The organism is Streptomyces changanensis, assembly GCF_024600715.1.
Taxonomy (GTDB): Bacteria; Actinomycetota; Actinomycetes; order Streptomycetales; family Streptomycetaceae; genus Streptomyces; species Streptomyces changanensis.
In genome coordinates, this window is record NZ_CP102332.1 from 6,009,637 (window position 1) to 6,034,604 (window position 24,968).

At 70.9% G+C, this 24,968-nt stretch carries 27 protein-coding genes and 2 pseudogenes; 9 read left to right on the forward strand and 20 right to left on the reverse strand.

The genetic code is table 11. From position 1 onward, the window contains the following. Positions 1–2: 2 nt before the first annotated feature. The 6 genes from NRO40_RS26285 to NRO40_RS26310 all read right to left on the reverse strand — a co-directional run bounded on the left by NRO40_RS26285 (position 3) and on the right by NRO40_RS26310 (position 4,603). Positions 3–479 carry a plasmid mobilization protein gene (locus NRO40_RS26285; RefSeq protein WP_232791282.1) on the reverse strand — a complete coding sequence of 159 codons (477 nt, stop codon included), beginning with the start codon at positions 477–479 and terminating at the stop codon, positions 3–5. 291 nt (positions 480–770) lie between these two features. After that, a complete protein-coding gene (locus NRO40_RS26290) occupies positions 771–962 on the reverse strand; it encodes a hypothetical protein (protein ID WP_058945206.1) in 192 nt (63 codons plus the stop codon). Continuing rightward, positions 959–1,948, reverse strand: a complete 990-nt coding sequence (locus tag NRO40_RS26295) for a DUF2637 domain-containing protein (RefSeq protein ID WP_232791281.1) — start codon at positions 1,946–1,948, stop codon at positions 959–961. Before NRO40_RS26295 ends, NRO40_RS26290 begins: the two co-directional genes overlap by 4 nt. Positions 1,949–2,002: 54 nt before the next feature. Then, on the reverse strand, positions 2,003–2,617 hold the full coding sequence (locus NRO40_RS26300) for a WhiB family transcriptional regulator (protein ID WP_079047525.1): 615 nt from the start codon (positions 2,615–2,617) through the stop codon (positions 2,003–2,005). A gap of 112 nt (positions 2,618–2,729) precedes the next feature. Then, positions 2,730–3,491: an ATP-binding protein gene (locus tag NRO40_RS26305; protein ID WP_408057098.1), complete on the reverse strand. Its 762-nt coding sequence runs from the start codon at positions 3,489–3,491 to the stop codon at positions 2,730–2,732. Then, entirely contained in the window at positions 3,491–4,603 is a 1,113-nt protein-coding gene (locus tag NRO40_RS26310; protein ID WP_232791279.1) for a hypothetical protein, read from the reverse strand. The genes NRO40_RS26305 and NRO40_RS26310 overlap by 1 nt, the downstream gene beginning before the upstream one ends. Before the next feature lie 1,031 nt (positions 4,604–5,634). Between NRO40_RS26310 and NRO40_RS26315 the strand changes: the two genes are divergently transcribed. Further along, the gene (locus NRO40_RS26315) at positions 5,635–7,074 is read left to right on the forward strand and encodes a helix-turn-helix transcriptional regulator (protein WP_257375524.1); all 1,440 of its coding nucleotides are present in this window, start codon (positions 5,635–5,637) and stop codon (positions 7,072–7,074) included. Between the two features lie 241 nt (positions 7,075–7,315). On the opposite strand, the gene NRO40_RS26320 is transcribed toward NRO40_RS26315, so the two are convergent. The 3 genes and pseudogenes from NRO40_RS26320 to NRO40_RS26330 all read right to left on the reverse strand — a co-directional run. Further along, positions 7,316–7,885, reverse strand: a complete 570-nt coding sequence (locus NRO40_RS26320; RefSeq protein ID WP_058944200.1) for a peptide deformylase — start codon at positions 7,883–7,885, stop codon at positions 7,316–7,318. Further along, entirely contained in the window at positions 7,882–8,466 is a 585-nt protein-coding gene (locus tag NRO40_RS26325; protein ID WP_232791209.1) for a hypothetical protein, read from the reverse strand. Before NRO40_RS26325 ends, NRO40_RS26320 begins: the two co-directional genes overlap by 4 nt. 259 nt (positions 8,467–8,725) lie before the next feature. Further along, a pseudogene (locus tag NRO40_RS26330) lies at positions 8,726–8,854 on the reverse strand (helix-turn-helix domain-containing protein); the annotation flags it as partial. 142 nt (positions 8,855–8,996) lie between these two features. Between NRO40_RS26330 and NRO40_RS26335 the strand changes: the two are divergent. The 5 genes and pseudogenes from NRO40_RS26335 (at position 8,997) to NRO40_RS26355 (ending at position 12,975) form a co-directional block, all read left to right on the forward strand. Further along, the gene (locus NRO40_RS26335; RefSeq protein ID WP_058944199.1) at positions 8,997–10,151 is read left to right on the forward strand and encodes a glycosyltransferase family protein; all 1,155 of its coding nucleotides are present in this window, start codon (positions 8,997–8,999) and stop codon (positions 10,149–10,151) included. Beyond that, on the forward strand, positions 10,148–10,852 hold the full coding sequence (locus NRO40_RS26340; protein ID WP_058944198.1) for a hypothetical protein: 705 nt from the start codon (positions 10,148–10,150) through the stop codon (positions 10,850–10,852). The genes NRO40_RS26335 and NRO40_RS26340 overlap by 4 nt, the downstream gene beginning before the upstream one ends. Beyond that, complete coding sequence (locus NRO40_RS26345) at positions 10,849–12,084, forward strand: glycosyltransferase family protein (protein ID WP_257375525.1); 1,236 nt, start codon at positions 10,849–10,851, stop codon at positions 12,082–12,084. Before NRO40_RS26340 ends, NRO40_RS26345 begins: the two co-directional genes overlap by 4 nt. A 90-nt stretch (positions 12,085–12,174) precedes the next feature. Beyond that, positions 12,175–12,339: pseudogene (locus NRO40_RS26350) on the forward strand (glycosyltransferase family 2 protein); the annotation flags it as partial. Positions 12,340–12,669: 330 nt separating this feature from the next. Next, positions 12,670–12,975 carry a hypothetical protein gene (locus NRO40_RS26355; RefSeq protein ID WP_257375526.1) on the forward strand — a complete coding sequence of 102 codons (306 nt, stop codon included), beginning with the start codon at positions 12,670–12,672 and terminating at the stop codon, positions 12,973–12,975. On the opposite strand, the gene NRO40_RS26360 is transcribed toward NRO40_RS26355, so the two are convergent. Further along, on the reverse strand, positions 12,933–13,439 hold the full coding sequence (locus NRO40_RS26360) for an AAA family ATPase (RefSeq protein ID WP_058944196.1): 507 nt from the start codon (positions 13,437–13,439) through the stop codon (positions 12,933–12,935). The genes NRO40_RS26355 and NRO40_RS26360 overlap by 43 nt on opposite strands. A 96-nt stretch (positions 13,440–13,535) precedes the next feature. Between NRO40_RS26360 and NRO40_RS26365 the strand changes: the two genes are divergently transcribed. Both NRO40_RS26365 and NRO40_RS26370 read left to right on the forward strand, forming a co-directional pair. After that, on the forward strand, positions 13,536–14,453 hold the full coding sequence (locus NRO40_RS26365) for an FkbM family methyltransferase (RefSeq protein WP_058944195.1): 918 nt from the start codon (positions 13,536–13,538) through the stop codon (positions 14,451–14,453). 200 nt (positions 14,454–14,653) lie between these two features. Beyond that, entirely contained in the window at positions 14,654–15,472 is an 819-nt protein-coding gene (locus tag NRO40_RS26370; RefSeq protein ID WP_058944194.1) for a PIN domain-containing protein, read from the forward strand. Between the two features lie 64 nt (positions 15,473–15,536). Here NRO40_RS26370 and NRO40_RS26375 read toward each other — a convergent pair whose 3' ends face one another. From NRO40_RS26375 to NRO40_RS26385, 3 genes are read right to left on the reverse strand one after another with little or no spacing between them, the layout of a single operon-like run. Beyond that, entirely contained in the window at positions 15,537–16,718 is a 1,182-nt protein-coding gene (locus NRO40_RS26375) for a bifunctional class I SAM-dependent methyltransferase/NUDIX hydrolase (RefSeq protein ID WP_079047356.1), read from the reverse strand. Between the two features lie 29 nt (positions 16,719–16,747). Further along, positions 16,748–17,344, reverse strand: a complete 597-nt coding sequence (locus NRO40_RS26380) for a class I SAM-dependent methyltransferase (protein ID WP_058944193.1) — start codon at positions 17,342–17,344, stop codon at positions 16,748–16,750. Beyond that, positions 17,344–18,642 carry a hypothetical protein gene (locus NRO40_RS26385; RefSeq protein WP_232791206.1) on the reverse strand — a complete coding sequence of 433 codons (1,299 nt, stop codon included), beginning with the start codon at positions 18,640–18,642 and terminating at the stop codon, positions 17,344–17,346. The genes NRO40_RS26380 and NRO40_RS26385 overlap by 1 nt, the downstream gene beginning before the upstream one ends. 167 nt (positions 18,643–18,809) lie before the next feature. Between NRO40_RS26385 and NRO40_RS26390 the strand changes: the two genes are divergently transcribed. Beyond that, a complete protein-coding gene (locus NRO40_RS26390) occupies positions 18,810–19,316 on the forward strand; it encodes an NUDIX domain-containing protein (protein ID WP_107115191.1) in 507 nt (168 codons plus the stop codon). Positions 19,317–19,336: 20 nt separating this feature from the next. Here the strand turns inward: NRO40_RS26390 and NRO40_RS26395 are convergent, their stop codons facing one another. From NRO40_RS26395 to folE, 7 genes are all read right to left on the reverse strand, one after another. After that, positions 19,337–19,879: an NUDIX hydrolase gene (locus tag NRO40_RS26395; RefSeq protein ID WP_058944191.1), complete on the reverse strand. Its 543-nt coding sequence runs from the start codon at positions 19,877–19,879 to the stop codon at positions 19,337–19,339. After that, entirely contained in the window at positions 19,876–20,724 is an 849-nt protein-coding gene (locus NRO40_RS26400; RefSeq protein WP_058944190.1) for a class I SAM-dependent methyltransferase, read from the reverse strand. Before NRO40_RS26400 ends, NRO40_RS26395 begins: the two co-directional genes overlap by 4 nt. A 64-nt stretch (positions 20,725–20,788) precedes the next feature. Next, a complete protein-coding gene (locus NRO40_RS26405; RefSeq protein ID WP_058944189.1) occupies positions 20,789–21,712 on the reverse strand; it encodes a DUF2797 domain-containing protein in 924 nt (307 codons plus the stop codon). Between the two features lie 33 nt (positions 21,713–21,745). Then, entirely contained in the window at positions 21,746–22,435 is a 690-nt protein-coding gene (locus NRO40_RS26410) for a dTMP kinase (protein WP_058944188.1), read from the reverse strand. Beyond that, a complete protein-coding gene (locus NRO40_RS26415; RefSeq protein WP_058944187.1) occupies positions 22,432–23,505 on the reverse strand; it encodes a hypothetical protein in 1,074 nt (357 codons plus the stop codon). Before NRO40_RS26415 ends, NRO40_RS26410 begins: the two co-directional genes overlap by 4 nt. Then, positions 23,505–24,323, reverse strand: a complete 819-nt coding sequence (locus tag NRO40_RS26420; RefSeq protein WP_058944205.1) for a hypothetical protein — start codon at positions 24,321–24,323, stop codon at positions 23,505–23,507. The genes NRO40_RS26415 and NRO40_RS26420 overlap by 1 nt, the downstream gene beginning before the upstream one ends. Further along, a complete protein-coding gene (gene folE / locus NRO40_RS26425; protein WP_058944186.1) occupies positions 24,323–24,943 on the reverse strand; it encodes a GTP cyclohydrolase I in 621 nt (206 codons plus the stop codon). Before folE ends, NRO40_RS26420 begins: the two co-directional genes overlap by 1 nt. Between the last annotated feature and the right edge of the window lie 25 nt (positions 24,944–24,968).

A 24,968-nucleotide genomic window follows, 5' to 3' on the forward strand; every position in this document is an offset into this window, starting at 1 on the left:
TCCTAGCGGTGTTCGAGGAGCTTGTCGGTGGCGGCCTGGACCCGCTCGGTCGCACGCCGTACGGCGGCGAGCAAGACGTCGAGGTGCGCTTCGGTGGGGCGGTCGCCGGAGTTGATGGCCCGCGCCACCTGGTTGAGGTTGTTGCCGACGTGCCCGAGGTGCCGGCGGGCGGCGAACATCTCGGAGATCAGCTCGCGCTCGCCGGCGATGGCGCCGGCGGCACCGTCCGCGTCGCGGGCGGCGGCGAGGCCGCTGCGTGCCAGGAAGGCCGGCAGGCTGGTACGGGCCGCAGCGGCAGCTTCGGTGAGGCGATGCTTCTCGTCGTCGTTGAGACGGACGCTGCACACATGGACGCGCTTGGCGGCGTCGGTCTTCGGCGAGCGCTTGCGCGAAGTGATCTTCGCGGTACGGCGCTTGCGGCGGCGCGAGAGCTTCTCCGGCTGCGATCCGCCCCCGGTCGCAGCCTCACGGTCCAGCACCCCCCGGTGCTGGACCGCTCCCGCCACCTCCGGGGCGGGATTGGCCAGGACGCGCTTCCCCGACGGGGAAGAGTGTCTTGGCCGATAACTTGCTCCGCCTGGTACCGAGTTGTCGCTCTGCTGACGGCTGTCGTCGGCATGGGAGCCGGCCGACGTGTTGGGCAGGGTCCCGTCCGGTTCGGGGAGGGAAGTTGCGGAGGACATGAGGGCGATCGGTTCCTTCTTAGCTCGGAAGCCCGGGGAACGGGGGTGGCCCGGCGAAGACCGGGCCACCACCAGGGGAGACGAGGATCAGCAGCACACCCTGCACCGGGCGTAGTGCTTGGACAGGGCCCGCGCCATGTTCAGCTTCACGCCCTTGGCGATTCGACTGCTCGCCTTCGCGGGATTCGTGCCCGCATGTCGGTCAGCGTGGCCGTTCAGGACGGCGAGGTCGGTTTCGTACGCGTTCTTCATCCGCTCGAAGCGGTCGCAGGTCTTCATCGAACGGCTCCTTCAGAGGAAGAGGGGGCGGTGGCGGCACGCACGCGAGCCAGGACCGGACCCAGGTGCTCGTTGCCGAGGGTGATTCCCCGGCGACGCATGATCGTCCTGAGCTGCGCCCGGGTGATCTGCTTGTTGTTGTCTTCACGCAGTACTTCGGGGACATGAGGGAGGACCAGCTCGACGACCTCGTCTTCGGACAGACGGCGCGGTCCGGATTGGGGCCGCCGGCCAGCCTGAACCTTGGCCCGGACCGTCCGTGGACGTGCCGGTCCGGGACGCCCACGCCGTGGTCCGCTTCGCTCTGGACCGCTGGGGGCGCTGGTCCGTCCGCTCGGTCCGGGTTCGGGGGCGGTGTGGTCCGGGTCCTGGTCCGGGTCCGGTCCGGGTTCGGGGGTGGCGTGGTCCGGGTCCGGTCCGGGTTCCGGGGTGGCGCGGTCCGGGTCCGGTCCGGGTTCGGGGACGGCGTGGTTTGGGTCAGCCGTCGTGTCAGCGGCATTCCGGACCGCCGGTTCCGGTGTGCCCTCACGGTCGGCTTCGTCCGTGTCCGGGAGCGGCCGGGCGACCCGCTGGTGAATCTGCCGCATCAGCACGCCGAAGGCCAGCATCGCCCCGGTGGGTGGGACGGCAGCGACCACGTAGTCCAAGAGCGGGACCGGACCGGGGGCCGTGCCGCTGACGCCGAAGACGTTCAGGGCGATTGAGCCGACGGATCCGGTGACGGTCACGCCGACGGCCCACCAGTCCGTCACCCGGCGCAGTCCGGCTCGCAGCATGAGGAGCTCTCCGGCGACGATGAACGCGTCCAACGTCGCCGGCCACGCCCACTGCCGGATAGGGGAGTTGGCCAGTCCGTGCCGCCCTGCGACCTCGGCGAGGTGGGCGTAGGAGAGCCAGAAGCCCGCCACGGTGAGGACGGTGATCACGGTGCCGGCCGCGACCAGGGCGTAGCGGTCGGCGATCTGCTCGGTGGTCTCCTCGGTCAACAGCTCCCTTTCGGCGCGGGGTCATGGTGAGGTTGGTGGTGAGGTGGCGGGAGGTCATGCCGCCTTCTTCAGTGCCTCGATCAGGCCGTGGGTCTGGGCCTGGCTCGGCACTTGGCAGAACGTTTCCTCTGTGGCGGTGGCCGTGTCGCTGTCGCCCTCGGTGGGGGGTGTCCAGTACCGGTCGCGGTCCGCGATGGCGTGGCCGGCGTCTCGCAGCAGGTCGCGTGCGTGGTCCAGGTCGATGCCGAATGCGTAGGCCAGGCGCTCGGGGGCCCATCCGCGGACGTAGGCGTGACGAGTGACAGCGTCGCGCTCGGCGGCGGTGAGGTGGACGTCCCGGCCCATGATCGCGGCGCGCACCCGGGTGTAGTCGAGGCGCTTGGCGACCTTGGCGTGCCAGGGCCGGCGCTCGGCCTCGGTCAGTCCGCCCCACATGCCCCAGCGGATGTCGTTGTCCAGGGCGTGGGTGAAGCAGTCCTGGCGTACGGGGCAGGTACCGCAGATCGTCTTGGCCTCGGCGATATCGGCGTGGGCGCGCGGGGCGGAGAAGAACAGGCGGTCGGCCTCGTCGGCCTCCAGATCGCGACAGGCTCCGCGGGCATGCCAGGAGATGTCGGCGATGCCGCGCAGGCTCGTGTTAAACGTGCTGTTGGTGGTGATGTGGCGCATGGGTGGTTCTCCAGGGGGCCGCCGGGCAGGCGGGAGCGGCGCGGTCGCGCCGGCAGGTGCCGGCGGCCAGCTCGGTGCCGGGCGCCGGGAAGCGGGTGAAGCGCGGGGGCCGTCAGGCGGCGGCGCGGAAGCGGCGGTCGGGACCGTCGAGGTGGACCGGGGTGCACATGCCGGACAGGCGGGAGAGCACGCGGTCGCCGACCTTGTCACGCAGAACCGGCAGGCGGGGGTCCATCCGTTCGGTGCGGACGGGGGCCAGGTTGGTCGTGATGATCGTCGGCAGGCGGTGCTCGCTGCGCCAGTTGAGCAGGCGGAAGGTGATCTCCTCGTTCCACTCGCTGCTCTTGGCCGCGCCGAGGTCGTCCAGGAGCAGCAGCGGCGCCCGTACGATCCGCCGCAGCAGGTACTCCGGATCGAGCCCGCCCCGGGCTCGCATCGCACCGTAGAGGTCGGCGGCTGTCGTTGCCTGCCACCGCACGCCGCACCCCGCGGCGGTCAGGGCCCGGATCGCGCCATACGCCTGGTGCGTCTTGCCGGCACCCGTGGGCCCCCACAGCAGGAGGCTGCGGCCGTGCGTGATCTCTCGCTGGCCGGCGGAGCCGAAGTGCGGGACGAGGGGGCTGGCGGCGTGGCCGACGGCGCTCTCGGCGATGGCGCGCACCCACTGGGCGACCGCCGGGTGCTCGGCCTGGGCGTCCCGGTATTCGTACGGGATGCGCTCCTGGGCGGCTTCCAGCGCGGGTATCGGCTCGGGGGTGTCGGCGAGGGGCGTCGCGGTGTTGAGGGCGATGCCGCGTTCGGCGAGCTTGCGCTGCATCCAGGCCACCGCCGGGTTGTCGGCGGCCGTCTGCGGGTCGTCGAGGCGCGTGCGGATCACAGGGCGACTCCGAAGGTACCGGTGGGCTCGGTGGGGTTCAGGTACGGCGTGTACGCGGGGGAGGCGGCGGCCCAGGGGCCCGCGCCGGAGGCGGAGGACGGGCCGGAGCCGACCGGTGTGGTCGGCAGCGCGTTCAACGCCTCGTTGACCAGGCTCGGCAGGACGCTCGGATGCAGGCCCTTGGTCCGCAGCCGTTCTAGGGCGGGGCGCAGCGCGTCCGGCTCGAAGCCTTCGTCCAGCAGCTGTCGGATCTCCCTGCCCAGGTGACCGAGGAAATTTCTCGGAGGTCGGCGGCTGCATCCACGCAGGTACTCGGCCATCAGCCGCTTCGCCGACCACTCGCCGGCGTCGGCGGAATCCAGCACGTCCGCCGGAGAGGATCCGGGCGCGGGCGCCTCGCGCCCCCTACGGGAAGATCCAGGATCCAAGATCCTAGATCCAGTGCGTGAGCCCTCCGTGAACGTGGCGGCCGTCACACCCTCGCTCCGCTCAGGACCGCTGTCACCTGCGGTTTTCTTACCGCGGCCTGTAACGTGCGGCAGCGCGGGCGGAGTGGCTTCGATCACTTCGGTGGATCGGGCCGCATCGCCGGGGGAATCCGGCGCAGCCGAGCGGATGAGGACTCCGTGAGCGTTCACGGAGCCGCCCGCGGGCGAGGGGCCTGCCGGCGGCTCGGCGGACGGCTGGGCCGCCGAGCGACCGTTGTCCGAGCGGGTCGGCGACGGGCACTGCGTGCGCCCGCACCCGCCGCACGCCTTCGCCGCGTCGTGCACGGGACAGCGGGGGAGACGGGAAGCCGAGGGGCGGTTGATCTTCTGGTGCCGGTCCCACGTCACGATGTGCAACCACGTCTTGCCGTCGCAGCCGGTGTACCGGCAGATCAAGCCCCGATCGGCCAGCTGCTCCAGATCATGGGCGACGTGAGCCGGAGTGTGGTCAGGCCGAAGGGCCCACAGCCGCCCGGCGACGATGGCCGGCAGGTCGCGATGTCGTCCTGCATCGTCGGCGTGGGTCAGCAGGCCGATGAAGGTCAACACCGCCGTCACGTCCACGGACGCCAAGTCCTCCGACTCGAACGCTTCCGGCTTGATGGTGCGAATACGGGCCATCAGACCTCAACCCCGTTCCGGGCGGACCGGAAGGAGCAGGACGACGGTGTCCGTCGCGCGGTCCGCGGCGCCGACCCCGGAGGGCAGCTTTCGCGCAGGGCCGTGCTCATGCAAAACTCTCCCTGTAGTACAGCCGCAGCCGGTGTTGCCCGTGGGAAGGGCCGGCGCGGCGATGACGGGTCGGTCTCTCCACCGTTGCCTCGGCTGGAGATAGGACTCTTCGCGATCGGCGCCTGGGAGTTGCCTCTCCCGGGCGCCGCAGCGTTTTCAGGCTCTCTCTGTGCGGTGTTTCACGTATCCCTTCCGTCGTCGCCGGGTTGCCTCCCGGGGACGACGAACATACGTAGACCGCCCGCACAAGTCCATGCTTGGCACTGGAGGCCGTTAAAGGCCGCCTCGTTCGGAGGTGGTAACCGGTGAATGGCTGGTCCTTCTCCCAGCGCGCACCCTTGCTGCGTCACCACCGATGATCTCTCTCCCTGCCTCGCTCGGCGGGATCGTCACGCCGGGCTGTCCTGTTGATGACCAGGATTTAAACCTTCCGGAAGAACCAACGTCAACGTCGGTTTCCCCCTGAGTTACGCGCGTAGAGACGCCTTGGTCTAGTCCTCTCGCGACGCCCCGGTGAGGGGTAACTTCCCTGTCCGATAAAGGAAATGCGTCAAGGTGGGAGCACTGCGTTCCGATTGCGAGGGACATGTGAAGGCCAGGGTGTCGGCGTGGAAGAAAAAACCGGCAATAAGTTGCCGGTTTCAGAACCGGAAATCGCCTGCCGGTTTTATGTCCGTTTCGGGACTGAACGCCGCGATATTGCGAGTCGATCGCAACCTACGCAACCGTAGGAATGTGTCCTGGGTCACCGCACCTCGACGGCTCGATTCCAAGCTCTCAAAATGATCTCGTATTCTGGATTGGAGGCAGGGGAGGGCCGGCGCGCAGAGCGTGGTCCCTCCCTTTTGTGTTGCCTCAACTCGGGGAACGGCAAGCCCTCTACGCGAGGGAAGCGACACCAGAGGAGCGAGGAGAAGCGGATGGGCGCCAGAGAGCCCCTCCCGGATCACGGGGGTACCGGGGACGAGACCGGCGAGGTCGCGCGGAGCAGCCGGGAGGCTGCATCTGCTGGCCGGGTCCCCAAGGAGGACGCGCAGGCGCCGTGGGCCGGGCAGCTCATGGGTTTCGCCGGACAGCTGAAGTCCTGGCGCAAGGTCGCCGGCCATCGGCGCGGGCGGCGTGTCACGCAGGAAGAATGTGCCACCGCAGTCGAAAGGTCGGAACGCTGGTGGCGCGACCTGGAGCGCGGTGATGGCAGGAACCGCCTCGACCGTGACCAGTGCGACAAGCTGGCCGAGCTGCTGCAGCTCGACCGCGATGAATATCACGCGCTCCTGCTCTACAACAACCTCGGGCACACGGCCACCTCGGCGGACGCCAGCGGAACCGTCGACCCACGAGTCCGCAGCGGCCTTCGACTGCTTATCGACAAGCAGATGCCGAGCCCGACCTACCTGTGTGACGCCAACTGGAACATCGTCGGGTACAACGCGGCGATGGCAGAGTGGTGGCCCTGGGTGCTCGAACCCGGCGCCAACCTCATGCGCTGGGCCCTGACGACCCAGGAGGCCCGTGCCCAGTACCACGACTGGAACCGGCACGCCACCGAGTACGTCAAGATGTTGAAGTTCGCCCTTGCCGGTAGGGGTGACTCGGCCGAGCTCATGGAGCTCATCGGTGACGTGTGCAAGGACCCGAAGGTCAGGCACATCTGGGAGACCTGCACCGACCTGACCGAGAACCGGGACGGACACATCTTCCGGATGAGCATCCCGGCCATGGGGTGGGAGCCCATCGACGTCGTCAGCCACGTCCTCTACCCGGCGGCGTTCCCCGAGTACCGCTTCGTCGTCATCACCTGGTGGGCGAAGGAGGACGGCGAGGAAGAAGCCCGCGACGTGGACACCGCCCTCGGTGCCTCGGGGGCGAAGCCGCAGGTTCAGGATCCACCGGCCCCACCGACGGCTGCCGCCCGCCGCCGCGTCGCTCACGCCATCACCGGGCGGATCACGGTCCCCACCGCCGAAGCCGCTGCCGCGCTCGCCGGCGAGGACGCCGTGCCTCTTCCGGTTCTTAGCCGACTCATGGGCGAGAAGTGCCAGTTGACGCTGTCACCCTCTGCCCAGTCGGTCATCTGGGCCGTCAAGGAAGAAGACGGCGAGTGGAGCGTCTCCGAGGTCGCGGTGTACACCGCGATCGTCAAGCTCCCGCATGCCGCCACCGACCCCGAGGCGTTCCAGGAAATGAAGCTCTTGGTGCGCGCGAACCTGCCGGCGGCCCCGAAGGAGGCGTCGGACCGAATCCAAGAGCTCCTGCCGCAGCTGAAGAACAGGATCCACTTCCTGGAGCAGATCGCTCGGGACCTGCACGAACAGGACCCGAGTCTCCCGTACGTCTGGGATCCGACCGACGAGATCTGAGCGAGGCCCGTGGTGCCGCCGACGGCCAGCCCCATTCAGCTGGAGCTGGCCGTCGGCGTTCCGTGTCATGGGGCGGGGAACGGGGTCCTGGTTGAGGGGTTACACGGAGGGCGCATCGGCCGTGCCGATGCGGAAGACGGCGGGCCCCACGCCGTACGGAACGCCACCGCCCGCCCCGACCGCTGGGGAGTGGCACCGCCAGCTGCTCGATCGCAGGCGATCTCCGTCTTTGCCCAGACAGCTACTGGTCGTAGGCCCATGCTCGACCGGTTTGGCGGTACTCCTCGACGGGGATGGGGGCGACGCCGGCCCTCATTCGCTCGGTGTAGAGCAGGCCGTCGAGGTGGTCGATTTCGTGGTGGATCAGCCGCGCGAGCCCGCGCTCGTAGACCGTGGTCACCGTCTGGCCTTCGAGGGTAGTGGTCTCCACGGTGATCCGCAGCGGCCGGGGCACGAGGCCGCGTACGTCGAAGTAGCTGAGGCAGCCCTCGTACTGCTCGTCCTCGTCGATGGAACGGTCGGTGATGCGGGGGTTCAGCAGGACGATTGGCGGAGCGGCGGGCTCGGGAGGCTGCACGACGGCGGCGGCCCGGCCGATCGCGATCTGCGGCGCCGCGAGCCCCATGCCCTTGGCGAACGGGTGGACCCGGCGGATCCGTTCCATGGCGGAGAACAACTGCTCGACGGTCTGCTCGGCTGCCTGGCGTTCGGCCGACAGGATGAAGGCGAGGGCCGGCTCGGTGAGGACGGGGGCTCCGCGCTGTACGACTCCGAGGTCGCGCATCTGCTCGCTGGGCCGTACCTGGCTCACCTGAACTCCCCTTGATTCATGTCACGTTCGGGCCGGTCCCGGAATCTCCATTCGAGACGGTACCGGGCGTGGAGGGCGGGTGTGGAGGTGCTCCAAGAGAAGATCCGCTTCCCGTTCTCCTCGTGCTGGACCGGTGCTGTCCTGAGGGGGGCGGCTTCGGCGGTCATGGAGGTTTCGGTCCCCCAGACGGCGGGGTCGAGGGCGGCGGGGAAGGCGAGTTCGACTGCCAGGTGCTCGGTGGGCAGGCGGACGGCGCGCTGGAACCAGCGGCCCCACTGCTCCTCGCCCACCGAGTAGGTGTACTCGATCCAGACCGACTCGCCGGGGTAGAGGGGGAAGCGGCCCTCGTTGTTCTCGAAGCGTAGCCAGACTTCCTTGAAGGCGTCGCGGTCGTGCTTGGCCTGCCAGCGCATCTCTTCCCTGCGGCAGGTCGCGGTCAGGGCGAGTTCGTCCCAGGTCAACGGGTGTTCGCGGTAGTGGGCGTTGGAGCGTTTGGGCTCGCCGGGGTAGCGGTCGACGCTGATGCGGATGAGGTAGCGGGTGATCGGTTCGGTGCCGGTGTTCCGCAGGAGCCGGCGCATCGTGAGCCGGTAGCGGCGGCCGTCGTAGTCGAGGCGGGCGGCGTCGTGTTCGACGACGATCGCCGAGCCGGTCGCGTACGGCTGCTCCGGTCGGCGGGGAGCCGGTACGGGATCGGACGGGGCCGTGCGGGCCTTGCGCGACTCGTAGTCGAGCCAGCACTTCCAGATGGCCTTGCCGGCGCCGAGGGTCCCCTCGGCGCGGCGGGGCGAAGTCCTCGGTCGGCTTGTGTCGGCCCGACTCGATGTGGCTGACGTAGGACGGGTCGAAGCCCATCCTCTTGGCTAACGCTCGCTTCGAGAGGCCCCGGACCTCGCGCCAGTGGGCGACCGTCGCCGCGAAGTCCTCGGCGGCCTTCTCGCTCGTCTGGGCATCGTCTCGCGCGTCCATCGAAGCCCCCGCCTGGATGCTGGATGAGATGAGTGAACCGTGCGTGATCTCGATTCATCATTCTGTCACGGTCCCGGTCGCCAGTTTCCTTCCTTCACCGGTTCGAGTCTCCCCTCGGGCCCCGACGAGGAAGGCGGCGGCGATGCGCCTGCTGTATCTGCTCAACGTCTCCAACGCCAGCCAGCTGGCTGCCGATTCGGGTTTCACCTTCGCCGGCCTGCTCGCCCCGGCCCTGACAGACGCCGGGGCCGAGGTGACCGTGGCCTCGCCGGTCGCGGTCGGTGACGCCCGGGTCGCCTGCGAGCCCACCGTCTCGCCGTCCACGAAGTACCGGGCGCGCTTCGACCCGGGGATGGACGCTCTGGTCGCCCTGTTCCGTGCGCGGCGGCCCGAGGTGGTGGTGGCCAACCAGGTCGAGGCAGCCCCGGCGATCCGGGCCGCGCTCCTGGAGGCCGGGGTGGACGCGACGGTCGTCGGTTACTGCCACTACCTGCCGTTCTCCTTCACCGACACCGGCGTCTTGGAGCTGGACCCGGCGATGGACGACCGGGGCCTGGGCCGGACTGTGCTGCTGGCCTTCGCCGCCGGCCTCGCGGCCTGCGACCGCGTCCTAGTCCACTCCTCCACCGCCGCCTCCTGGACCACCGCAGCCGCCGGCCGTACAGGCGTCGACCTCGGCGACAAGCTGCACATCGTCCCCGCCCCCAGGGACGTACGGCTGGTGCGCGACCCGGCCGGCATCACCCCGCCCGACGGCCGGGCCACCGGCATCTACAACCACCGCCTCTACGCCCACTACGGCACCGCCCGCTTCACCGAGCTGGCCCGCCGTCTCGTCGCCGGCGGCACGGTGCGGCTGACGGTGATGGACCTGTTCGGCATCCGCAGCCCCGAGCGCATCCGTCTCGACCCCAGCCCCGAGCGGCACCTGGAGGAGCTGGCGACCACGGACGGCGTCACCATCGCCTCCGACCGCGGGGACCGCGTCCGCTACCGCAACATCCTGGCCGGCGCCCACTTCGGCATCGCGCCCTTCCGCCCCGGCTGCCCCTGGTCCATGTCGGTGATCGACTGCCAGGCCATGGGCCTGCCCGTGATCACCCCGCGCACCGGCTGGCTGGCCGAGCACATCGACGAGGAGTTGCTCTTCGAGTCCGACGAACAGGCCGCCCAGATCGCCACCCGACTCGCCACGGACCCGGAGTTCTACCTGCTCCACGCCAAGCGCGCGTACGCCTCCACCGCCGACCTCACCCCGGCCGCGGTCGCCGCCCGCTACCTGGAGGCGATCCGATGACCGGCTTCGACGCGGTCCTGCTCTCCTACGACGAGCCCCAGGCCGACCTCCTGCACACCCGCCTCACCCACGTCCTGGGCCGTCCGGTCAAGCGCCTGCACGGCGTGCGCGGGATGCGGCGGGCCTACCGGCTCACCGCCGAGCTCGTCGACGCCGAGCAGTTCTTCCTCTCCGACGGCGACTTCGCCATCGACGAGGACTTCTCCGTCGGCGAGGTGGAGCCGCTGGCCGACGGAGTGGCGATGAGGGTCTGGCAGGCCGCCAACCCGGTCAACGGCCTGGTCTACGGCTACGGCGGGCTCAAGCTGATCCGCCGGACGGCGCTGCGAGAGATGGGCCAGGCCGTCGACGTGCTGGCCGCCCTGCCCGGCCGGGTCGAGTTCTGCCGGCAGACCGCCGGCGTCACGCGGTTCAACCAGTCGCCGTTCCACGCGTGGAAGGCGGGCTTCCGTGAGTGCGCGATGCTCGCCCGCGGCAGCGAGTACGGCATGACCGACGCCTCCGCCCAGGAACGGATCGACGCCTGGAAGGCCAGCAGCACCGGCGACTTCGCCGCCTACGCGGCGGCCGGCGCCCTCGACGGGCTCGACTTCGCCCAAGCCGTCGGCCGCGACCCTGAGCGCTTCGAGGCGATCAACGACCCGGCCTGGCTGCTGCAGCACTTCGCCGTGCTGCGCGACGAGCAGGCGGTCGCCGGATGAGCACCGTGCCGGGGCCGCTCGTGCTGATCGAGCCGTACGCGCACCGGGGCGGCGGGCACCATCAGCACACGCTGACCGCGCTCGCCGCCACCGGGGCGAGCTTGGTCGTCGCCCCAGCCAGCCTGGACGAGGGCCTGGGCCCGCTGGCCCGCTCCGGCGCCCGGATCGCGGCCGGCCCGGACGGGGCGGTGGCGCGGTTCCTGCTGGCCGCCGCGCGGACAGCGGAGCGCGTCTCGACGGCCGGCCGGCGGGCCTTCGCCTCCCGGCGCTGGCCCCGGGCGGTGCGCCGGCTCCCGCACCAGGTCACCCTCCTGGTCCGGTGTCTGACCGAGGCCGCCTGTCTGCGGACCGCGCGCCGCCTCGCCCCGCGGGCGTCGGCGGTGGTGATCCTCAGCGCGAGCGAGGCCCTGCACGGCCTGGCCGCCCTGCTCGGCGGCGCCCCGCACCTGCGGTTCGTCCACGAGCTGGTCACCACCGAGGACCGTCCCGCACGGTGGCTGGGACGGCTCGCCCGCCAGGGCGAGAAAAGGGTGGTCGCGCTGTACTCGACCACGGCCGTCCGCGACCAGATCACCGCCGCCTTCCCGACCCTGCCCGGCGAGGTGCGGGCGTTCGCGGTCGACGACGGGCGGCGGCTGACCACGGCCCAGCGCGACGGCGGCCGTACCGCCTTCGCCATCCCCGACGAGGCGACGGCAGTGTGCGTGGTCGGCGGCTGGTGGCCGTACAAGGACATCGCCACCATCGACGCCGCCCTCGCCTGCCTCACCGCCCCGCTGCACGTCCTGGTGTGCGGCACCCCGCTGGACGACACCGTCCTCGCCCGCTGGCACCAGCTGCCCCACGTCCGCCTCCACACCGTGCCCGGCCCGGTCGCCGACGAGATCCTGCGGCTCGTCTACGGCGCCGCCGACGCGGCCCTCGTCGCCCGCCACCCGGGCGTGGGCAAGGAGTCGGGACTCGTCATGGACGCCGCCCGCCTCGGCGTTCCCCTGATCGTCTCCGAACACGACCCCGCCCTGACCGCCCGGCTCGCCGACCAACCGTGGGTCTGGTCATTCCCGGCCGGCGACGCCGGCGCGCTCGCCGAAGCGCTGGACAAGCTCTCGGCCGACGCGCCCGCCCGGCCGGACACCTCGGCGCCGTCGGTGCTGGACCTGTACCCGGCGGCCGAGCAGGCCGCCTTCCTCACCACCACCTACACCCGCCTGCTCAAGGAGTGCCGCCGATGACGTTCATCCCTCCCCCCCCTGGTCGCGGTCGTCGGCCCCGTCGAGCCCGCCCTGCTGGCCGCCTGGACCGCCCACTACCGCCGGCTCGGCATCGAGCGGTTCCTCCTCGCCTTCCACTTCCCCGACCACGTCCCCGACGCCCAGCGCCACCAGCTCCTCGCCGCCGTCCACGCCCTCGGCATCGTCCCCACCCAGGTCAGCACCGGTCCCTGGCACGAGCACACCAACACCCTGCTGCGCGACGGCCTGCGCGAGAAGGCCGGACCCGGCTGGCACCTGATCGCCGACGCCGACGAGCTCCAGACCTACCCCGCCCCGCTGGAAGACGTGATCGGCCAGGCCGAGGACACCGGACGGAAGGTAGTGGGTGGGCTGATGCTCGACCGCGTCGCGGCCGACGGCAGCCTCGCCTCCTGGCGCCCCGGCCCCGGGCTGGAGCGGGCCTTCCCGCTCGGCGGGCACCTTACCCACCGCCTCCTCCAGGGCGACCCGCGCAAGATCGTCCTTGCCCACTCCTCGGTGACCGTGGCCTCCGGCAACCACCGGGCCTCTGGCCACAAGCCGGACCCGCACACGCTCGCGTGCGTGCACCACTTCAAGTGGCGTGCCGGTGTCCTGGACGACCTGCGCCGACGCGTCGAGCGGTTCTCCTCCGGCGCCTGGGCCGAGCACACGCCGGCCGTCCGCAGCGAGGCGTCCCGCCTGCTGGAGCACGTCGACCGGCACTCCGGCCGCATCGACGTCTCCGACCCCCGCCTCGCCTTCCGCCGCGTCACCCTCGACCGCCTCCCCGACGGCTGGGCCGCCGAAGCGGCCACGATCACCACCGCCTGGCGCCCGCCCACCCCTCAGAACCAGCCGGGCTCCACCATCTCCTCGCCCTCGCCCTGAGGCTCCTCGAACCGCGCGAAGAAGTCGTCCAGCGCCTCCGGCGTCACGACGAGCGCGTTCGCGTCCCCTCGTGCGTTGCGCTCCGCCAGCCGACGCAGCAGCTCGTCCCGCCCGACCGGGAAGTACAGCAGCCGCCAACGCCCGCCGGCCGACTCCACCAACGCCTTCATCGCCTCGCGGTCCTTGCGCGGCCACAGCCCGTGGTCCCACACCACGTCCCGGCCCTCCGCGACCAGCTCGGCCAGCCGCTCGTGCAGCTCGGCGACGACCGGGGCCTCCTTCTCGAAGTAGGTGTTCTCCGGGTAGTCGACGCCGTACCGGCCGTGCCGCTCGAAGACCACCTCGTCCACCGACAGCCTCACCGCACCCCGAGGCTCCAGCACCCGCTGGGCATAGGTCGTCTTCCCCGAGCCGGTGAGACCCACCAGAAGGAAGACCGTCGGAGCCCCGCTCTCGACCACCATCAACTCCCCTCAGCTTCGCCGTCGTTCCCGACAGTCTGCCACCGCCGGCCGGGCCGGACTTCCGATCCCGGCCGCCGCCACCCGAAGGAGCCGTCCGTGCCCGCCTCCGCCCTCGCCCGCACGCTGCGCGCCTACGTCCGCCACGCCCCCGGCACCCTCGGCAAGGCTCAGATCGTCGACCGCTTCCTCGACGAGCACCTGCGCACCCACCCCGTCCACGCCACCGTCCGGCTGCGGTCCGGCGACACGGTTCCCGTCACCACCAGCGACGTCATCCAGCGCTTCCAGTACCTGTTCGGCGAGTGGGAGCCGAACCTGTCGGCCTTCCTGCGCGACCGGCTCCGCCCCGGGGACACCTTCATCGACGTCGGCGCCCACCGCGGCGCCTTCAGCCTCCTGGCCTCCCACGCCGTCGGGCCCCACGGCCGGGTCGTCGCCATCGAACCCCACCCCCGCTTCCACGACGACCTGGCCGCCGTAGCCGCCGCCAACCATCGCACCAACATCCGCACCGTCCGCTTCGCCGCCTCCGACTCCACCGGCGTCGTGGTCCTGTACGTGGAGGACCCCTCCAACCTGGGCCACACCACCGCCGTCCGCCCCCGCCACGTCCACGCGACCGTCGAGGTCCCCACCGCGTCCCTGGCCGACCTGGTAAGCCGGGCCGACCTCGCCACCGCGCGCGTCATCAAGATCGACGTCGAAGGCGCCGAATCCGCCGCGGTCCGCGGACTCACCCCCGTGCTCCCGCACCTGCGCGACGACGCCGAACTCGTCATCGAGGTCACCCCCCGGCTTCTGACCAAGCAGGGCGAGAGCGCCGCTGCGCTCATCGCCACCCTGCGTGAGCACGGCTTCCACCCGTACACGCTCACCAACGACTACGACCCGGCCAGTTACCCCCGGGCCATGCGCCAGCCGCAGCCGCCCATCCGGTGCGCCACGGTCCCGAAGGAGATGACCGACCTGGTCTTTTCCCGCATCGACGCCAGCCGCCTTGCGCTCGCGCACTGAGCACCCTCGGCTGTTCCCGAGGAGAGCAACGTGCCGCGCGAAGCGATGACCAGCCGGAACGTCGGCAAAATGATCGCCTCAAACAAGGCCGCGAACACGATCGCCGCCCGCGACCGGAGGAGCCCATCAGCTTGCCCGGCCGAAGATGGGGAAGCGGGAAAACCCTGCCGGAGACGGGCAAGCCCTGACATGATCCGCGAATGATCGTCACACCGATACCCGGCGCCAGGCTGGACCTCGTGCACCAGCTTCTACGGGAAGCCCACACTCAGGCCACCAACCTGAGCAACTACAACAGCGCCGAGGAACACCTCCTGAAGTACCTGACGTGGGTGAACGAGCAGTCTCGGCTGCTCGGCTCCCAGGTGCGGGCGAAGGACATCGAGGCGCTGTTCTTCACCCCGATCTACTGGGCCCTGCTGAACGGCGCGGGCCATCTGGGCGGCCAGCTGGCGCCAAAGGTGACGAACCCGCTGATCGACCAGGAGGTACGGCAGCGGATCGCCGACCTGGAGCGGGCCATCGAGTCCACCCGGGACACCATCCTCCAGTGGCCGGAGAAGGTGTCGACTCTGGTGCTCGACACGAGCTTCTTCATTGAGCACGAGGAGAAGCTGGAGGACGCCGACTTCTCGGAGCTCGCCGGCCAGCACGGCGGGGTTCGGATCGCCGTGCCGATGATGGTGGTCGACGAGCTGGACCAGTTGAAGGAGAGCAAGGTATCCCCGCAGGCTCGGTGGCGCGCTCGGTACGGTCTTGCCGTCCTGGACCGACTGCTGACCGACGAGGCGATGCTGGGGTTCGTGGAGGTCAAGGTCCTGCCGGACCCTCCTGGGCACGTACGTCTGCCTGACGAGGACGATGAGATCGTCGACCGGGCGCTCGCGCTGAGCGTGCTGGCGGCCGGTCCGGTGAAGCTGGTGACGTACGACACCGGGATGGCGCTGCGGGCGAAGATCGCCGGCGTGCCTTACGAGAAGCTCCGCAAGGAACTCGGCACGGAGCCCGAGCAAAAGTAGCTCGAACGCAGCTGTGCCTGCCCCGCGTGCTGGCCGGGGCAGGCGCTGTCGTGTGAGCTGGTGGTCAGCCGGTGTGCCAGGTGTCGTGACGGGCGTTGTGGTTGTAGGGCTGGAAGTCGGCGGGCGTGTGGTCGAGTGGGAGGTCCTGCCTCCAGGCCGTCAGGCACTGGCTGCTGGGCTCGAAGAGAGGCTGGGGCAGTGCGTCGAGGCTCCAGAACCGCCACGAGCCGATGGTTTTCTCCAGCTCCCGGGGTGTGCCGGACCAACGGGTGACCAGCGCGGGCACCGTGAGCCGGAGAACGCCGCCTACATGGTCGAGAAGCGTGCCGAGCACCTGCACGTCGTCGGGCCTGGCGATCAGCCCGGTTTCCTCGGCGAGCTCCCGGATCACGGCCTTGACGAAGGTCTCGCCGGGCTCCACCGATCCACCGGGCACTTCCCACGTTCCGAGGCGGTGGCGCCCCAGCAGGACACCGTCCGGGCCATGCACGATGATGCCGACCCCCAGCGCCGCGTGCGGTGCGGGCGGCGCCGTTGTCCGGGGCCGGCTGGGGATTCGTTCCGGGCGGTGGGCCGCGTACAGCCGGTACGACAGGGGCTGGTCGGCCTGCGGGGAGTTGATTGTGGTCACCGTGTCGACGACGAGGCCATGGTCGACGAGGAGGTCTTCCCATAGGCGTGGTTCGAGGACCCACATGTGCACCCGATGCTCCGTGTCCGTGCCGGGCAGCCGCAGGATCTCGGGCCGTGCGGTGACCGACTCGGACGGCCCGAGACCGTGCGAGTTGGTGTGCAGCGCGCTGAACAGCAGCCGCCTCCCAGGTTTGAGGCCGTTGGCCAGGGCGGGCAGCAGGCGGTGCGGGTCCAGGAAGGGCACGCCGCTGACCGAGTAGACGAGGTCGTAGGGGTCGGCCTCCTGCAGGTGGGTGACGGCGTCGGCGCACACCAGGCGCAGCCCGGGGGTGTCGGGGTAGCGGGCGAGGGCGCGCTGGTGCTGGGTGGGGGAGGCGTCGACGGCCGTGACGTCGGCGCCGAGGGCGGCGAGACGCGCGGCGTGCCGGCCGACTCCGGCTCCCAGGTCCAGGACGCGCAGGCCGGCGACCTCGCCGAGCACGTCGATGCCGGGTCCGGCCTGCGGGATGTCCCAGGCCCAGTCGCCCAGCTCAGGCAGGTCGAACGAGCGGCCGAGCTGATGACGGCCGTAGACGGTCCAGATCTCGCCGATTTCCTTCTCGACGTCCAGCACGAAGTACTTCCTTCCGTTCAGGTGGATGATCAGGGGCGCAGGGCGAAGCAGCGCAGGACGTCGAGGTCGGCGGTGCGTACGACGGACCAGCCGGCCGCGAGCAGCTCGGCGTCCGCCAGCTGGATGCCGAGGCCGAGGAGAGCCGGGTCGGTGGTCGTGCGGCGGCCGGCGTTCTCGGTGACGACCCAGAAGGTCCCGCCGGGCGCGAGCAGGCGGCGGACCCGGCCGAGGAAGCCGGCCTTCTCGTCCATCCACCGGTAGACCAGGCGGCAGGTGATGAGGGCGTAGGCCGGATCCCGCAGCGTGTCGAGGTCACCGGTCGTGAAGTCCAGGCACTGCCATGCCGGCGCCGGACCGGTGCCGCTGTTGTGGGCGGTGGCGACCGCGACCGCGCTAGGGGAGCAGTCAACGCCGGTCGTGCGGTAGCCGAGCTCGTGGTGGAGGTGGCGGGCGAGACTGCCATCGCCGCTGCCGATGTCGAGGGCGGGGCGGCCTCCGCCGGGGCCGAGGTGCTCGCCCATCAGCTGCTTCTCGGCCTCGCACAGCTGCCGGTAGCGTCGGCCGTCGGCCCAGAGCGGCTCCCAGTAGGCCGGGCTCGCGGTGGATACGGCGGAGGTGGTAGGCATCAGGCTCCTCCGCGATCGGACGGCACGGTCGCGTGGACGGGAATCTCCCGTCGCGTGTGAATGGGGGACGGGTCAACGGCGGGCCCAGCTTTGCAGCCCACCGTCACCAGGCCCGGCTGGGCGGCCACGGCGTTGCGGAGGAAACTCAGCTTGGAGTGGAAGGTGTGCTCGGCCGCCCAGCCACGAGCGGCGACGTAGTTCCGGAGCCAGCCGTTGACGCGCTCCATTTCGCGGAGTACTTCGTCCTGGTCCTGGTCGAGGACGCCCCGGGTGCGCAGGTACTCCAGCTCGCACTGCGAGAGCACCACCGTGGGGTCCGTGAGGAGGGCGCAGCGGTCGAGGAAGATGCCGTAGACGTGACCGGTGCGCATCGACTCGCACTGGATGTCGTAGCGTACGCGCTGGAAGGGCGGCATGGCCCGTACCTGAAGGCCCAGTTCGCCACGAAGGTACGCCTCGAAGCCGTCGGGGGTGACGTCGATGCCGTACACCAGCTCCTCCCGGCGGGCGAAGGCGTCCTCGGCGAACCACTTCCGCTTGAGCACGTGCCCGGCGGTGACCGTGGGGACGAAGGAGGCGTAGCCGACCTCAGATGCGGGGCCCGTGACCTCGAAGAGGTGGTTCTCGGTGTGGTGGACCTGGAACTCCTCCCGGTACTCCGGCCGGCAGCCTTCCAGTTCGCCGTCGCGCAGGGCTTTGAGCAGTTCCATGGCCGCGGCCCAGATGTCGGGCGCCGGGTCGAGGATGTACTTGTACTCCAGCTCGGTGCCTTCGAAGTGCTTGCGGAAGCAGCGACGGTGGTTGTTGAGGGCCGTGCTCGCCGCGTGGTGCGCGGCCAGGCTCGGGTCGAGCCAGCGAAGGGCCTCGACCGGACCGCGGCCGACCGGCTCGCTGGTGGTGCGCACGAAGCAGGCGTCCTCGGGGTGGAACCTGATCTGCGCATAGACGTGATACCCGCCGGGGTGTTCGGCCAGATAGCACAGCGGCACCAGGCCCAAGGCGGCTTTGGCGCCGATTAGCTCGCGCAGGGCGGCACCGGCGATGGCGTCGGGGAACAGGTCCTGACCGTCGATCCGGACCGAGCCGATCTGTGTGCCGTCGGCTCTGAGCGCTTCGGCGGAGCAGGTACCGAGGGTGTTCCAGCCGATGACCACGGTGGTGCTCGGCCGGCTCACCTCCTGCGGGGCGACCCGGACGAGAACGAGGGGCTCGTCGGCCCGGCGCGGCGCGGTGCGGTTGAGGAGGTGGACGGCGCCGAGGACCACCCACGCCCCTGCCGCCGCCGTACTGAGGGTCATGACCGGACTTCCTTTCGTGAAGAGGGCACCACGGTCGGCCGGTCTGCTTCCAGGCCGGCGGCACGCCTTCGCCGGATGCGGTCGGGCGTTCGACGGGCCGGTCCTGCGCCGCACGGGCGGGGTGTCGGCCTAGGGTGGTGCGGGTGAGTCTTGGTGATGCTGTTCAGATGGTTGTGGACGAGGCTGTCGCGGATGCCGGCCGTGCCGCGTTGGAGTTCGACGGGGCCCGGGCCTGGCTGGAGGAGGCACGCCGGCACCCGATGGAACCGCTGGCGGCCGAGGTGTGGGTGACCGATCCCGCCTTCGAGCACGTGCTGCTGGTCAAGCACCGGGTGCGTGGATGGGTGCCGCCCGGCGGCAAGGCGGAGCCGGGTGAGACGCCGCGTACGGCCGCCGCCCGCGAACTCTTGGAGGAGACTGGTCTGCAGGCCGAGCTGCTGGCCGAGCCCGCCGCCGTGGCGGTGCGCGCCTACCGGTCCGACTGGTCTGCGACGCTGGGCCTGTCCTACGCCGCGATCGTCGATCCCCAGGTGCCGCTCGTGGCGGAGCCGGGGCAGCCGGCGGCGTGGTTCGGCCTGGACGAGGAGTGGCAGAGTGTGTTTCCCGAGGACCGGGACCGAATCCGCGCGCACGCCCGGCGGCTGGCCGCCGCCCCGGCGGCCCGTGCCCGCTGAACCGTGACCCCGATAGCCGTTCACAGGACGGTGTCGATCCGGGCGAGGGCGGACGAGGGCAGGGTGATCAGCTTGACGGCGTGCAGGAAGTGGCACCACACCGGTTCCAGGCCGGGCCGGTGTTCGAACTCCGTATTGTTCAGGTGGCCTTCGGCGTAGTGGAGGGTGCGCAGTGCGGCGTGCTGGAGCTGGTCGGGGTGGACCCACCTCGGGGCGCGGACTTCCTCGGCCGAGGGGCGGAGATCCCCGCAGACCTCGGCCTGGAAGATCCACCACTGGTGTCCGACGGGCCCGGCGGGCGTGCGCCGGCAGTGGTTGGGGCGCCACTGGGCCAGCAGCGGGTGCAGGTGGGTGACGGTGAGGCCGACCTCTTCGGCCACTTCGTTGCGGGCGGCCTGTTGGGGGCTGCCGTGCTGGTCGATGTGGCCGGCGACCGGTGCGAGACCGGCCGGCGGTGTCGCCCGCTCGAACAGCAGCAGCCCCTGCGGGCCGGAGACGAGCACTCCGACGCTGGTGTGGTCGCAGTAGCTCCCGTCGGCGGCGGAGGCGGCGGCCGTGGTCACGGCGTGCCCGTGGGCTGCTGGGCGACGACGACGAGCCAGCTCGTCACGGTCACGGCATCGGGCGCGGTCAGGGGGTAGGCCGCGTCCAGGATCTTCATCCGCTGGGCGTGGGTGAGAGCGCCGTCAGCCGGGCGCGCGAAGACGGGGATGGACAGCCACGCTTTCTTCTCCGCCATGGTGCCGTGCTGGGCGGTGACCTCGGTTTCGACGAGGGCGAGGCCGGCGGCGGCCAGCTCGGTGGTGACCGTCTCCAGCGGCAGCTTCGGCGCCGCGTCCGTGGTCTTGGACGGCGGGGTGTATCCGTGGTCGCGGGCGGCGATCTGGAGGATGAGGGCGTTCAGCGACGGGCCGGTCCGGACGGTGTGCTCGTCGGGGTGGCGCACGCCAGCGAAGCCGCCGCCGATATTGAAGACGAACCGGCCGCCGGGGCGCAGGACACGGGCGACGGCGGAGAAGACCGCCGGGGTGTCGGTCTTCCAGATCGCCGAGTTGCACACCACCGCGTCCACGCCGTCGGCCGGGACGTGTTCGGCGAGTTGCTCGGCCGGGGCGGTGATCCAGGACAGCCGGGGGTCGGACAAGGTGCGGCGGCCGACGCGCTGCATCGTGCCGGAGCTGTCCACGGAGACGACCCGGGCCCGGTCAGGGACCAGGCCGAGGATCGCGCGGGCGGTCGCCCCTGCTCCGCCGCACAGGTCCACTACCAGGTCGGCGTCGGCCAGCCCGGCGCGGCAGGCGAGGTCGCGGCTGGTGGTGTTGTACATGGGGTGGGTGCGGGTGAAGGCTTCGTACGCCTCGGCGTTGTCGTTCTCGTCCCAGCCGGTCAGAGCGTCCTGGGGTGCCATGGTGAAGAGGTCCTCGTTTCACGGATCGGGGCCGCGGGCGCAGCGCGGCCGGGCCTTGGAACGGTTAGAAGAGGGCGGGCTGCACGGCGGCGGCCGGGGAGGAGAACTGTGAGCCGAGGGTGATGCGGTGGCCCTTGAGGACGCCGAGGTCGATCAGGTAGGGCAGATCGTCACCGTCGAGCGTGGCCAGGACCTGGGAGCCGGTGCAGGCGAGTACCGTCAGGCCGTGTTCGCCCTCGCGTGGATCGTGCGGGTACAAGGTCCGCTCGCTGTCGGGAGCGCGGAGCAGATCCCCTTCAGCAGGTGGCGTCCACGGTTCAAGGAGAGCCGGGATGTTCATCTCGGCCAGGGCTTCGGCAGCCCGGGCGAGGTGCTGCTGGTGGGCGGCGCGGACCCGGGCGAGGTCACGCAGGCCGGCCAGGGCCTTCAGCTTGGCCGCGGCCCGGACCGTCTGCGTCAGGCCCAGGCGCCGGGTGAGAGCGTCCTCGGCGAACCGGATCGTGCGCCCGTCGGGGCTTTTGGCCAGGTAGGTGGCCGCCAGGGCTCCCTGCTCGTCGAGGCGGGAGCGCTTTCGGGGCTCGGCGGCGGTGCCCACCTTGGTGGTGCCGTCGGCGAAAGTCGCCAGGTACAGCCAGTGCGGCTGGGCCATGTAGGCGGCCAGGGCGTCGGGGACGTGGCTGCCGGAGTGGAACTGGTGGGCGAAGCGGAACTCATCCCGTGCGGTGCAGGCGGCGCACTGACCGCCGGTTTCGGCCGGGGACTGCTGGGGGCAGGCGACGGCTTCGACGCGGACGCGGTCGGCGAACCGGTACCGGCCGGTGCACCACCGGCCGGCACCGTTCACCTGATAGGCCAGACGCCGGCCCATGACCGCGGCGTGAATGAGCGGTTCGCCGGGCTGTGGGGCCAGCAGGAGACGGGGAGCCCCGTTCGCCCAGGTGATGCCATGGCATACGTACGAGCCGCTGGTGGGCAGAGTCTGGTCCATGGTGGTTCCTCGCGGATCAGTGCGTGGGGTCGGTCAGACGGTCAGGTTCAGGCGGTCGGTCAGTTCGTCGGCGGCCGTCTTGAAGACCTCGTCTCGGTCCAGGCCCGCGACGTCGAGCCACAACCAGTCGCTGTAGGACGCCTGTTCGCGCATCTGGTTCAGGACGGTGTCCTGGTAGCGGATGAAGTCCTCGTCTGTGTTGCCGGCGTGGCCGGCTTCCAGAGAGGTGAACGAGCCCTTGCGGGCGAGGGCTTCGCGGGCGTCGATGTTTAGGAAGAACACCAGGTCGGGTTCGGCGAGGTGGGCGAAGACCCGTTCGGCGAGGCGGGCGGGGACCTCGGGGCTGACCGCGTAGCGCGCAAGGATCTTGTGGTGGGCGTTGTCGAGGACCACGTGCGTACCGGCGGCGAGCGCGGGCCGGATCACGAGCCGGTCCTGCAGGGTGTACCAGGAGGCCAGGGCCAGCAGCCAGTAGTGGTCGCCGCACACCTGGGCGACGCGGGCGTCGCGCCGGTAGACCAGCTCGTTGAGGCGGTCGAGGTAGGCGGCCAGCTCCGGGTCCGGGACGCCGGTGGTGTGCTTGCCGACGAGGATCGCCTCGTGGCCGGCATCGGTCAGGGCCTGGTGCAGGCGGGTGGCGAGGGTGGACTTGCCGGCGCCGTCGCCCCCGACGAAGGTGATCAACCGTCCCGGATTGGGGGTGGTCGTCGAGCTGGTCGTCATCGGGTTCCTTCCACGGAGCGGGCCGGGTGGCCGGCCAGACGGCGGGTGATGATGGTGCGGATCCGGTCGACGAGGACGGCGCGTCGGCGCAGGACGTCGTCGTGCCGCTCGTTGGACAGGTCGGCGGGGTACTGCGCGGTGAGGTTGTTGGAGATGACGTGGAGGTATCCGAACCGGATCCCCGCCGTGTGGGCGGCTGCCCCCATCGGGCCGATCTCCGGGTCGACGAAGGCGTACGAGGAGGTGTGCTGGGCCAGCCAGTCGCGGTCCTCCAGCAGGATCGAGGGCGAGGAGACGTGCAGGCCGCTCTGCACGCCGCCTTGGGCGGCGGCGAAGTCGCCGAAGAAGTCGTCCCAGCTGACCAGCGACCCGCGCAGCAGGCTGGTGTTGCCGGTCGCCAGCCAGGTGTTCGGCTCGATCCCGGGGGCTAGTGAGCCGACCTTGCCGATGTAGACCACGTCGCCGGCGCCGAGCTCGGCCAGCCGTTCGACGACCCGTCCGGCGACGTCGCCCCAGATGCTGTGGAGGAACCCGAGGTAGACCACGCGCCGTCCGGCTATCTCCGCGCGCTGCCAGGCGTAACCATGCCCTCGGGTCCACACCCCGTTGGTGGGGGCGAGGTGCTGAAGGCCCCAGCCGACGATCACCAGATCGCCGTCCAGGTCCAGAGCGAGCGTGTCGAGAGCGGATCGGCACTGCTCCTGCCCGGGCGGTTGGTAGGTGACGATGTCCGCCGAGCGTCCCGTCAGGGCCAGATAGGTGGCGATGGTCAGCGCGTAGTGCTGGACGTAGTCGGCGCCGGGGAACGCCTGGAGGACCAGGTCCCGGCCCTGGACGGTCGCGGTGGGTCGCTCGATGTTGAACAGCTTCCCGGTCTTTTCGTACCGAGAGACCACCGCGGTGCGGTCGTAGCCGCCCACCACTCGGATGCTGTCCCAGTCCTTGTCCTGGATGAGGTCGTGGACCTTGATCTCCAGGTAGCGCAGCAGACGGCTGGGGCTCATGGTGTGCCCGTGGAAGTCGATCGGGCTCGCGCGCAGCAGCCCGGGGGCGGCGATCAGGGAGGTCATCAGTTCTCCTCGGCGATTGTGACGCTGCTGCCGGCCGCGGCACGGACGACGGCGATGTTCCGCCGGATCAGGTCGAACCGGTCCGGAGCGATCGGGCCGAGGTTCTCGATGCGCGGCGTGGAGGGCTTCTCGTACGGGCCTTCGAGCCGTAGGGCGATGCCCATCGCGCCGAGAATGACCGGCGCCGCGCCGTCCACGGAGGAGATCCACTCGTGCTCGCGCTGCTCGACGAGTTCCAGGTGCCCGGTCCGGCCCAGGCCGAGCAGCCGGTAGACGATCAGGTCATCGACCAGACCGTGCTCTTCCAGGTAGGCGGTCGCCAGCCAGCGGTTGCGGCACAACTGCCCGTCCGGATCCGGACGGCGCGAGGCCGGCAGAGCGATGGCCCCGGCCCAGCCGCTGTTCACGAACGCCTCGTAGGTCCGCCGCCACTCCTCGTCATCGGCGGCGTGCAGGACCGCGCACAGCCGGAAGGCGTCGCCGGACAGGTCCCGGATCTCGCGCGCGGCCCGTTCGCTGGCCTTCAAGGTCGCAGCGCCATCCCGCATGACGTCCGGCAGGATGATCTCCCGCGCGGACACCGCGAGCGCGGCCTGCACCAGGTCGGCGGAGGGCAGGGCGTAGCCGAGGTCGAAGAGCCCGTTGTCGACGATGATCTCGGCGCCGCGTGCGGCCTCCCGCGCGAAGAAGTCCCGGTAGGAGGCGTCCGCCAGGACCCGCTGGGCGGCGACGTGGTGGACCCGGGCGGGCTCCTGAGCGACGAAGGCGCGCAGGTAGGCGGGCGGAGCGATCACGGAGAAGTCGATGCTCTTGGCCATCACCGCGCTCCCCACTGCCCGGCGGCGAGGGCGAGGAAGTCCTGGGAGAGGACCGGGTCGGCGAGGAACCGGCCGCCCTTGTGCACCGTGGTGGTGCGGGCGTCCTCCATCCGCACGCCGCGCATGCTCATGCACAGGTGCACCCCGCGTACGGCGACCGCGACGTCCTCGCGGCCGATCACCCCGGCGAGGTGCTCGGCGACCTGGCGCGTGTAGCGCTCCTGGACCTGCAGCCTGCCGGCGAAGTGTCGGGCGACGCGGCCGAACTTGGACAGCCCCACCACCTGGCCCTCCGCCAGGTAGCCGACTGCGACCTGCAGGTTCATGGGGATCATGTGGTGCTCGCAGAGCGACCAGACGCTCATGCCGCCCACCACGACCAGCTGGCCGGACAAGTGCGACTCGGTGAAGCGGGTGGCCGCCGGCGCGTCCGGGGAGAGGAAGTCGTTCCACCAGGCCGCGACCCGCTTCGGCGTCTCGGCCAGACCATCCCGCTGCGGGTCCTCGCCCAGCTCGACGAGCAGCTGGCTGATGAGGTCGGCGACGCGGTCGGTGTCGATGCCGGGCCCGGGCTGGCGGGGTACGGCCGGCGTCGGCGGAGCGACGGAGGTACTCGTCATGTTGGATCTCGCTTTCGCAGGAGAA

Excerpts from the sequence above, each read along its gene's own strand:
- NRO40_RS26345 (WP_257375525.1), top strand. The coding sequence starts at position 10,849 with ATGAGCACCGTGCCGGGGCCGCTCGTGCTGATCGAGCCGTACGCGCAC.
- folE (WP_058944186.1), bottom strand. The coding sequence starts at position 24,943 with ATGACGAGTACCTCCGTCGCTCCGCCGACGCCGGCCGTACCCCGCCAG.
- NRO40_RS26420 (WP_058944205.1), bottom strand. The coding sequence starts at position 24,323 with ATGGCCAAGAGCATCGACTTCTCCGTGATCGCTCCGCCCGCCTACCTG.
- NRO40_RS26325 (WP_232791209.1), bottom strand. The coding sequence starts at position 8,466 with ATGCGCCGGCTCCTGCGGAACACCGGCACCGAACCGATCACCCGCTAC.
- NRO40_RS26380 (WP_058944193.1), bottom strand. The coding sequence starts at position 17,344 with ATGCCTACCACCTCCGCCGTATCCACCGCGAGCCCGGCCTACTGGGAG.
- NRO40_RS26370 (WP_058944194.1), top strand. The coding sequence starts at position 14,654 with ATGATCGTCACACCGATACCCGGCGCCAGGCTGGACCTCGTGCACCAG.
- NRO40_RS26405 (WP_058944189.1), bottom strand. The coding sequence starts at position 21,712 with ATGGACCAGACTCTGCCCACCAGCGGCTCGTACGTATGCCATGGCATC.
- NRO40_RS26315 (WP_257375524.1), top strand. The coding sequence starts at position 5,635 with ATGGGCGCCAGAGAGCCCCTCCCGGATCACGGGGGTACCGGGGACGAG.
- NRO40_RS26385 (WP_232791206.1), bottom strand. The coding sequence starts at position 18,642 with ATGACCCTCAGTACGGCGGCGGCAGGGGCGTGGGTGGTCCTCGGCGCC.
- NRO40_RS26340 (WP_058944198.1), top strand. The coding sequence starts at position 10,148 with ATGACCGGCTTCGACGCGGTCCTGCTCTCCTACGACGAGCCCCAGGCC.
- NRO40_RS26360 (WP_058944196.1), bottom strand. The coding sequence starts at position 13,439 with ATGGTGGTCGAGAGCGGGGCTCCGACGGTCTTCCTTCTGGTGGGTCTC.
- NRO40_RS26390 (WP_107115191.1), top strand. The coding sequence starts at position 18,810 with ATGGTTGTGGACGAGGCTGTCGCGGATGCCGGCCGTGCCGCGTTGGAG.
- NRO40_RS26335 (WP_058944199.1), top strand. The coding sequence starts at position 8,997 with ATGCGCCTGCTGTATCTGCTCAACGTCTCCAACGCCAGCCAGCTGGCT.
- NRO40_RS26415 (WP_058944187.1), bottom strand. The coding sequence starts at position 23,505 with ATGACCTCCCTGATCGCCGCCCCCGGGCTGCTGCGCGCGAGCCCGATC.
- NRO40_RS26310 (WP_232791279.1), bottom strand. The coding sequence starts at position 4,603 with ATGGCCCGTATTCGCACCATCAAGCCGGAAGCGTTCGAGTCGGAGGAC.
- NRO40_RS26300 (WP_079047525.1), bottom strand. The coding sequence starts at position 2,617 with ATGCGCCACATCACCACCAACAGCACGTTTAACACGAGCCTGCGCGGC.
- NRO40_RS26410 (WP_058944188.1), bottom strand. The coding sequence starts at position 22,435 with ATGACGACCAGCTCGACGACCACCCCCAATCCGGGACGGTTGATCACC.
- NRO40_RS26290 (WP_058945206.1), bottom strand. The coding sequence starts at position 962 with ATGAAGACCTGCGACCGCTTCGAGCGGATGAAGAACGCGTACGAAACC.
- NRO40_RS26400 (WP_058944190.1), bottom strand. The coding sequence starts at position 20,724 with ATGGCACCCCAGGACGCTCTGACCGGCTGGGACGAGAACGACAACGCC.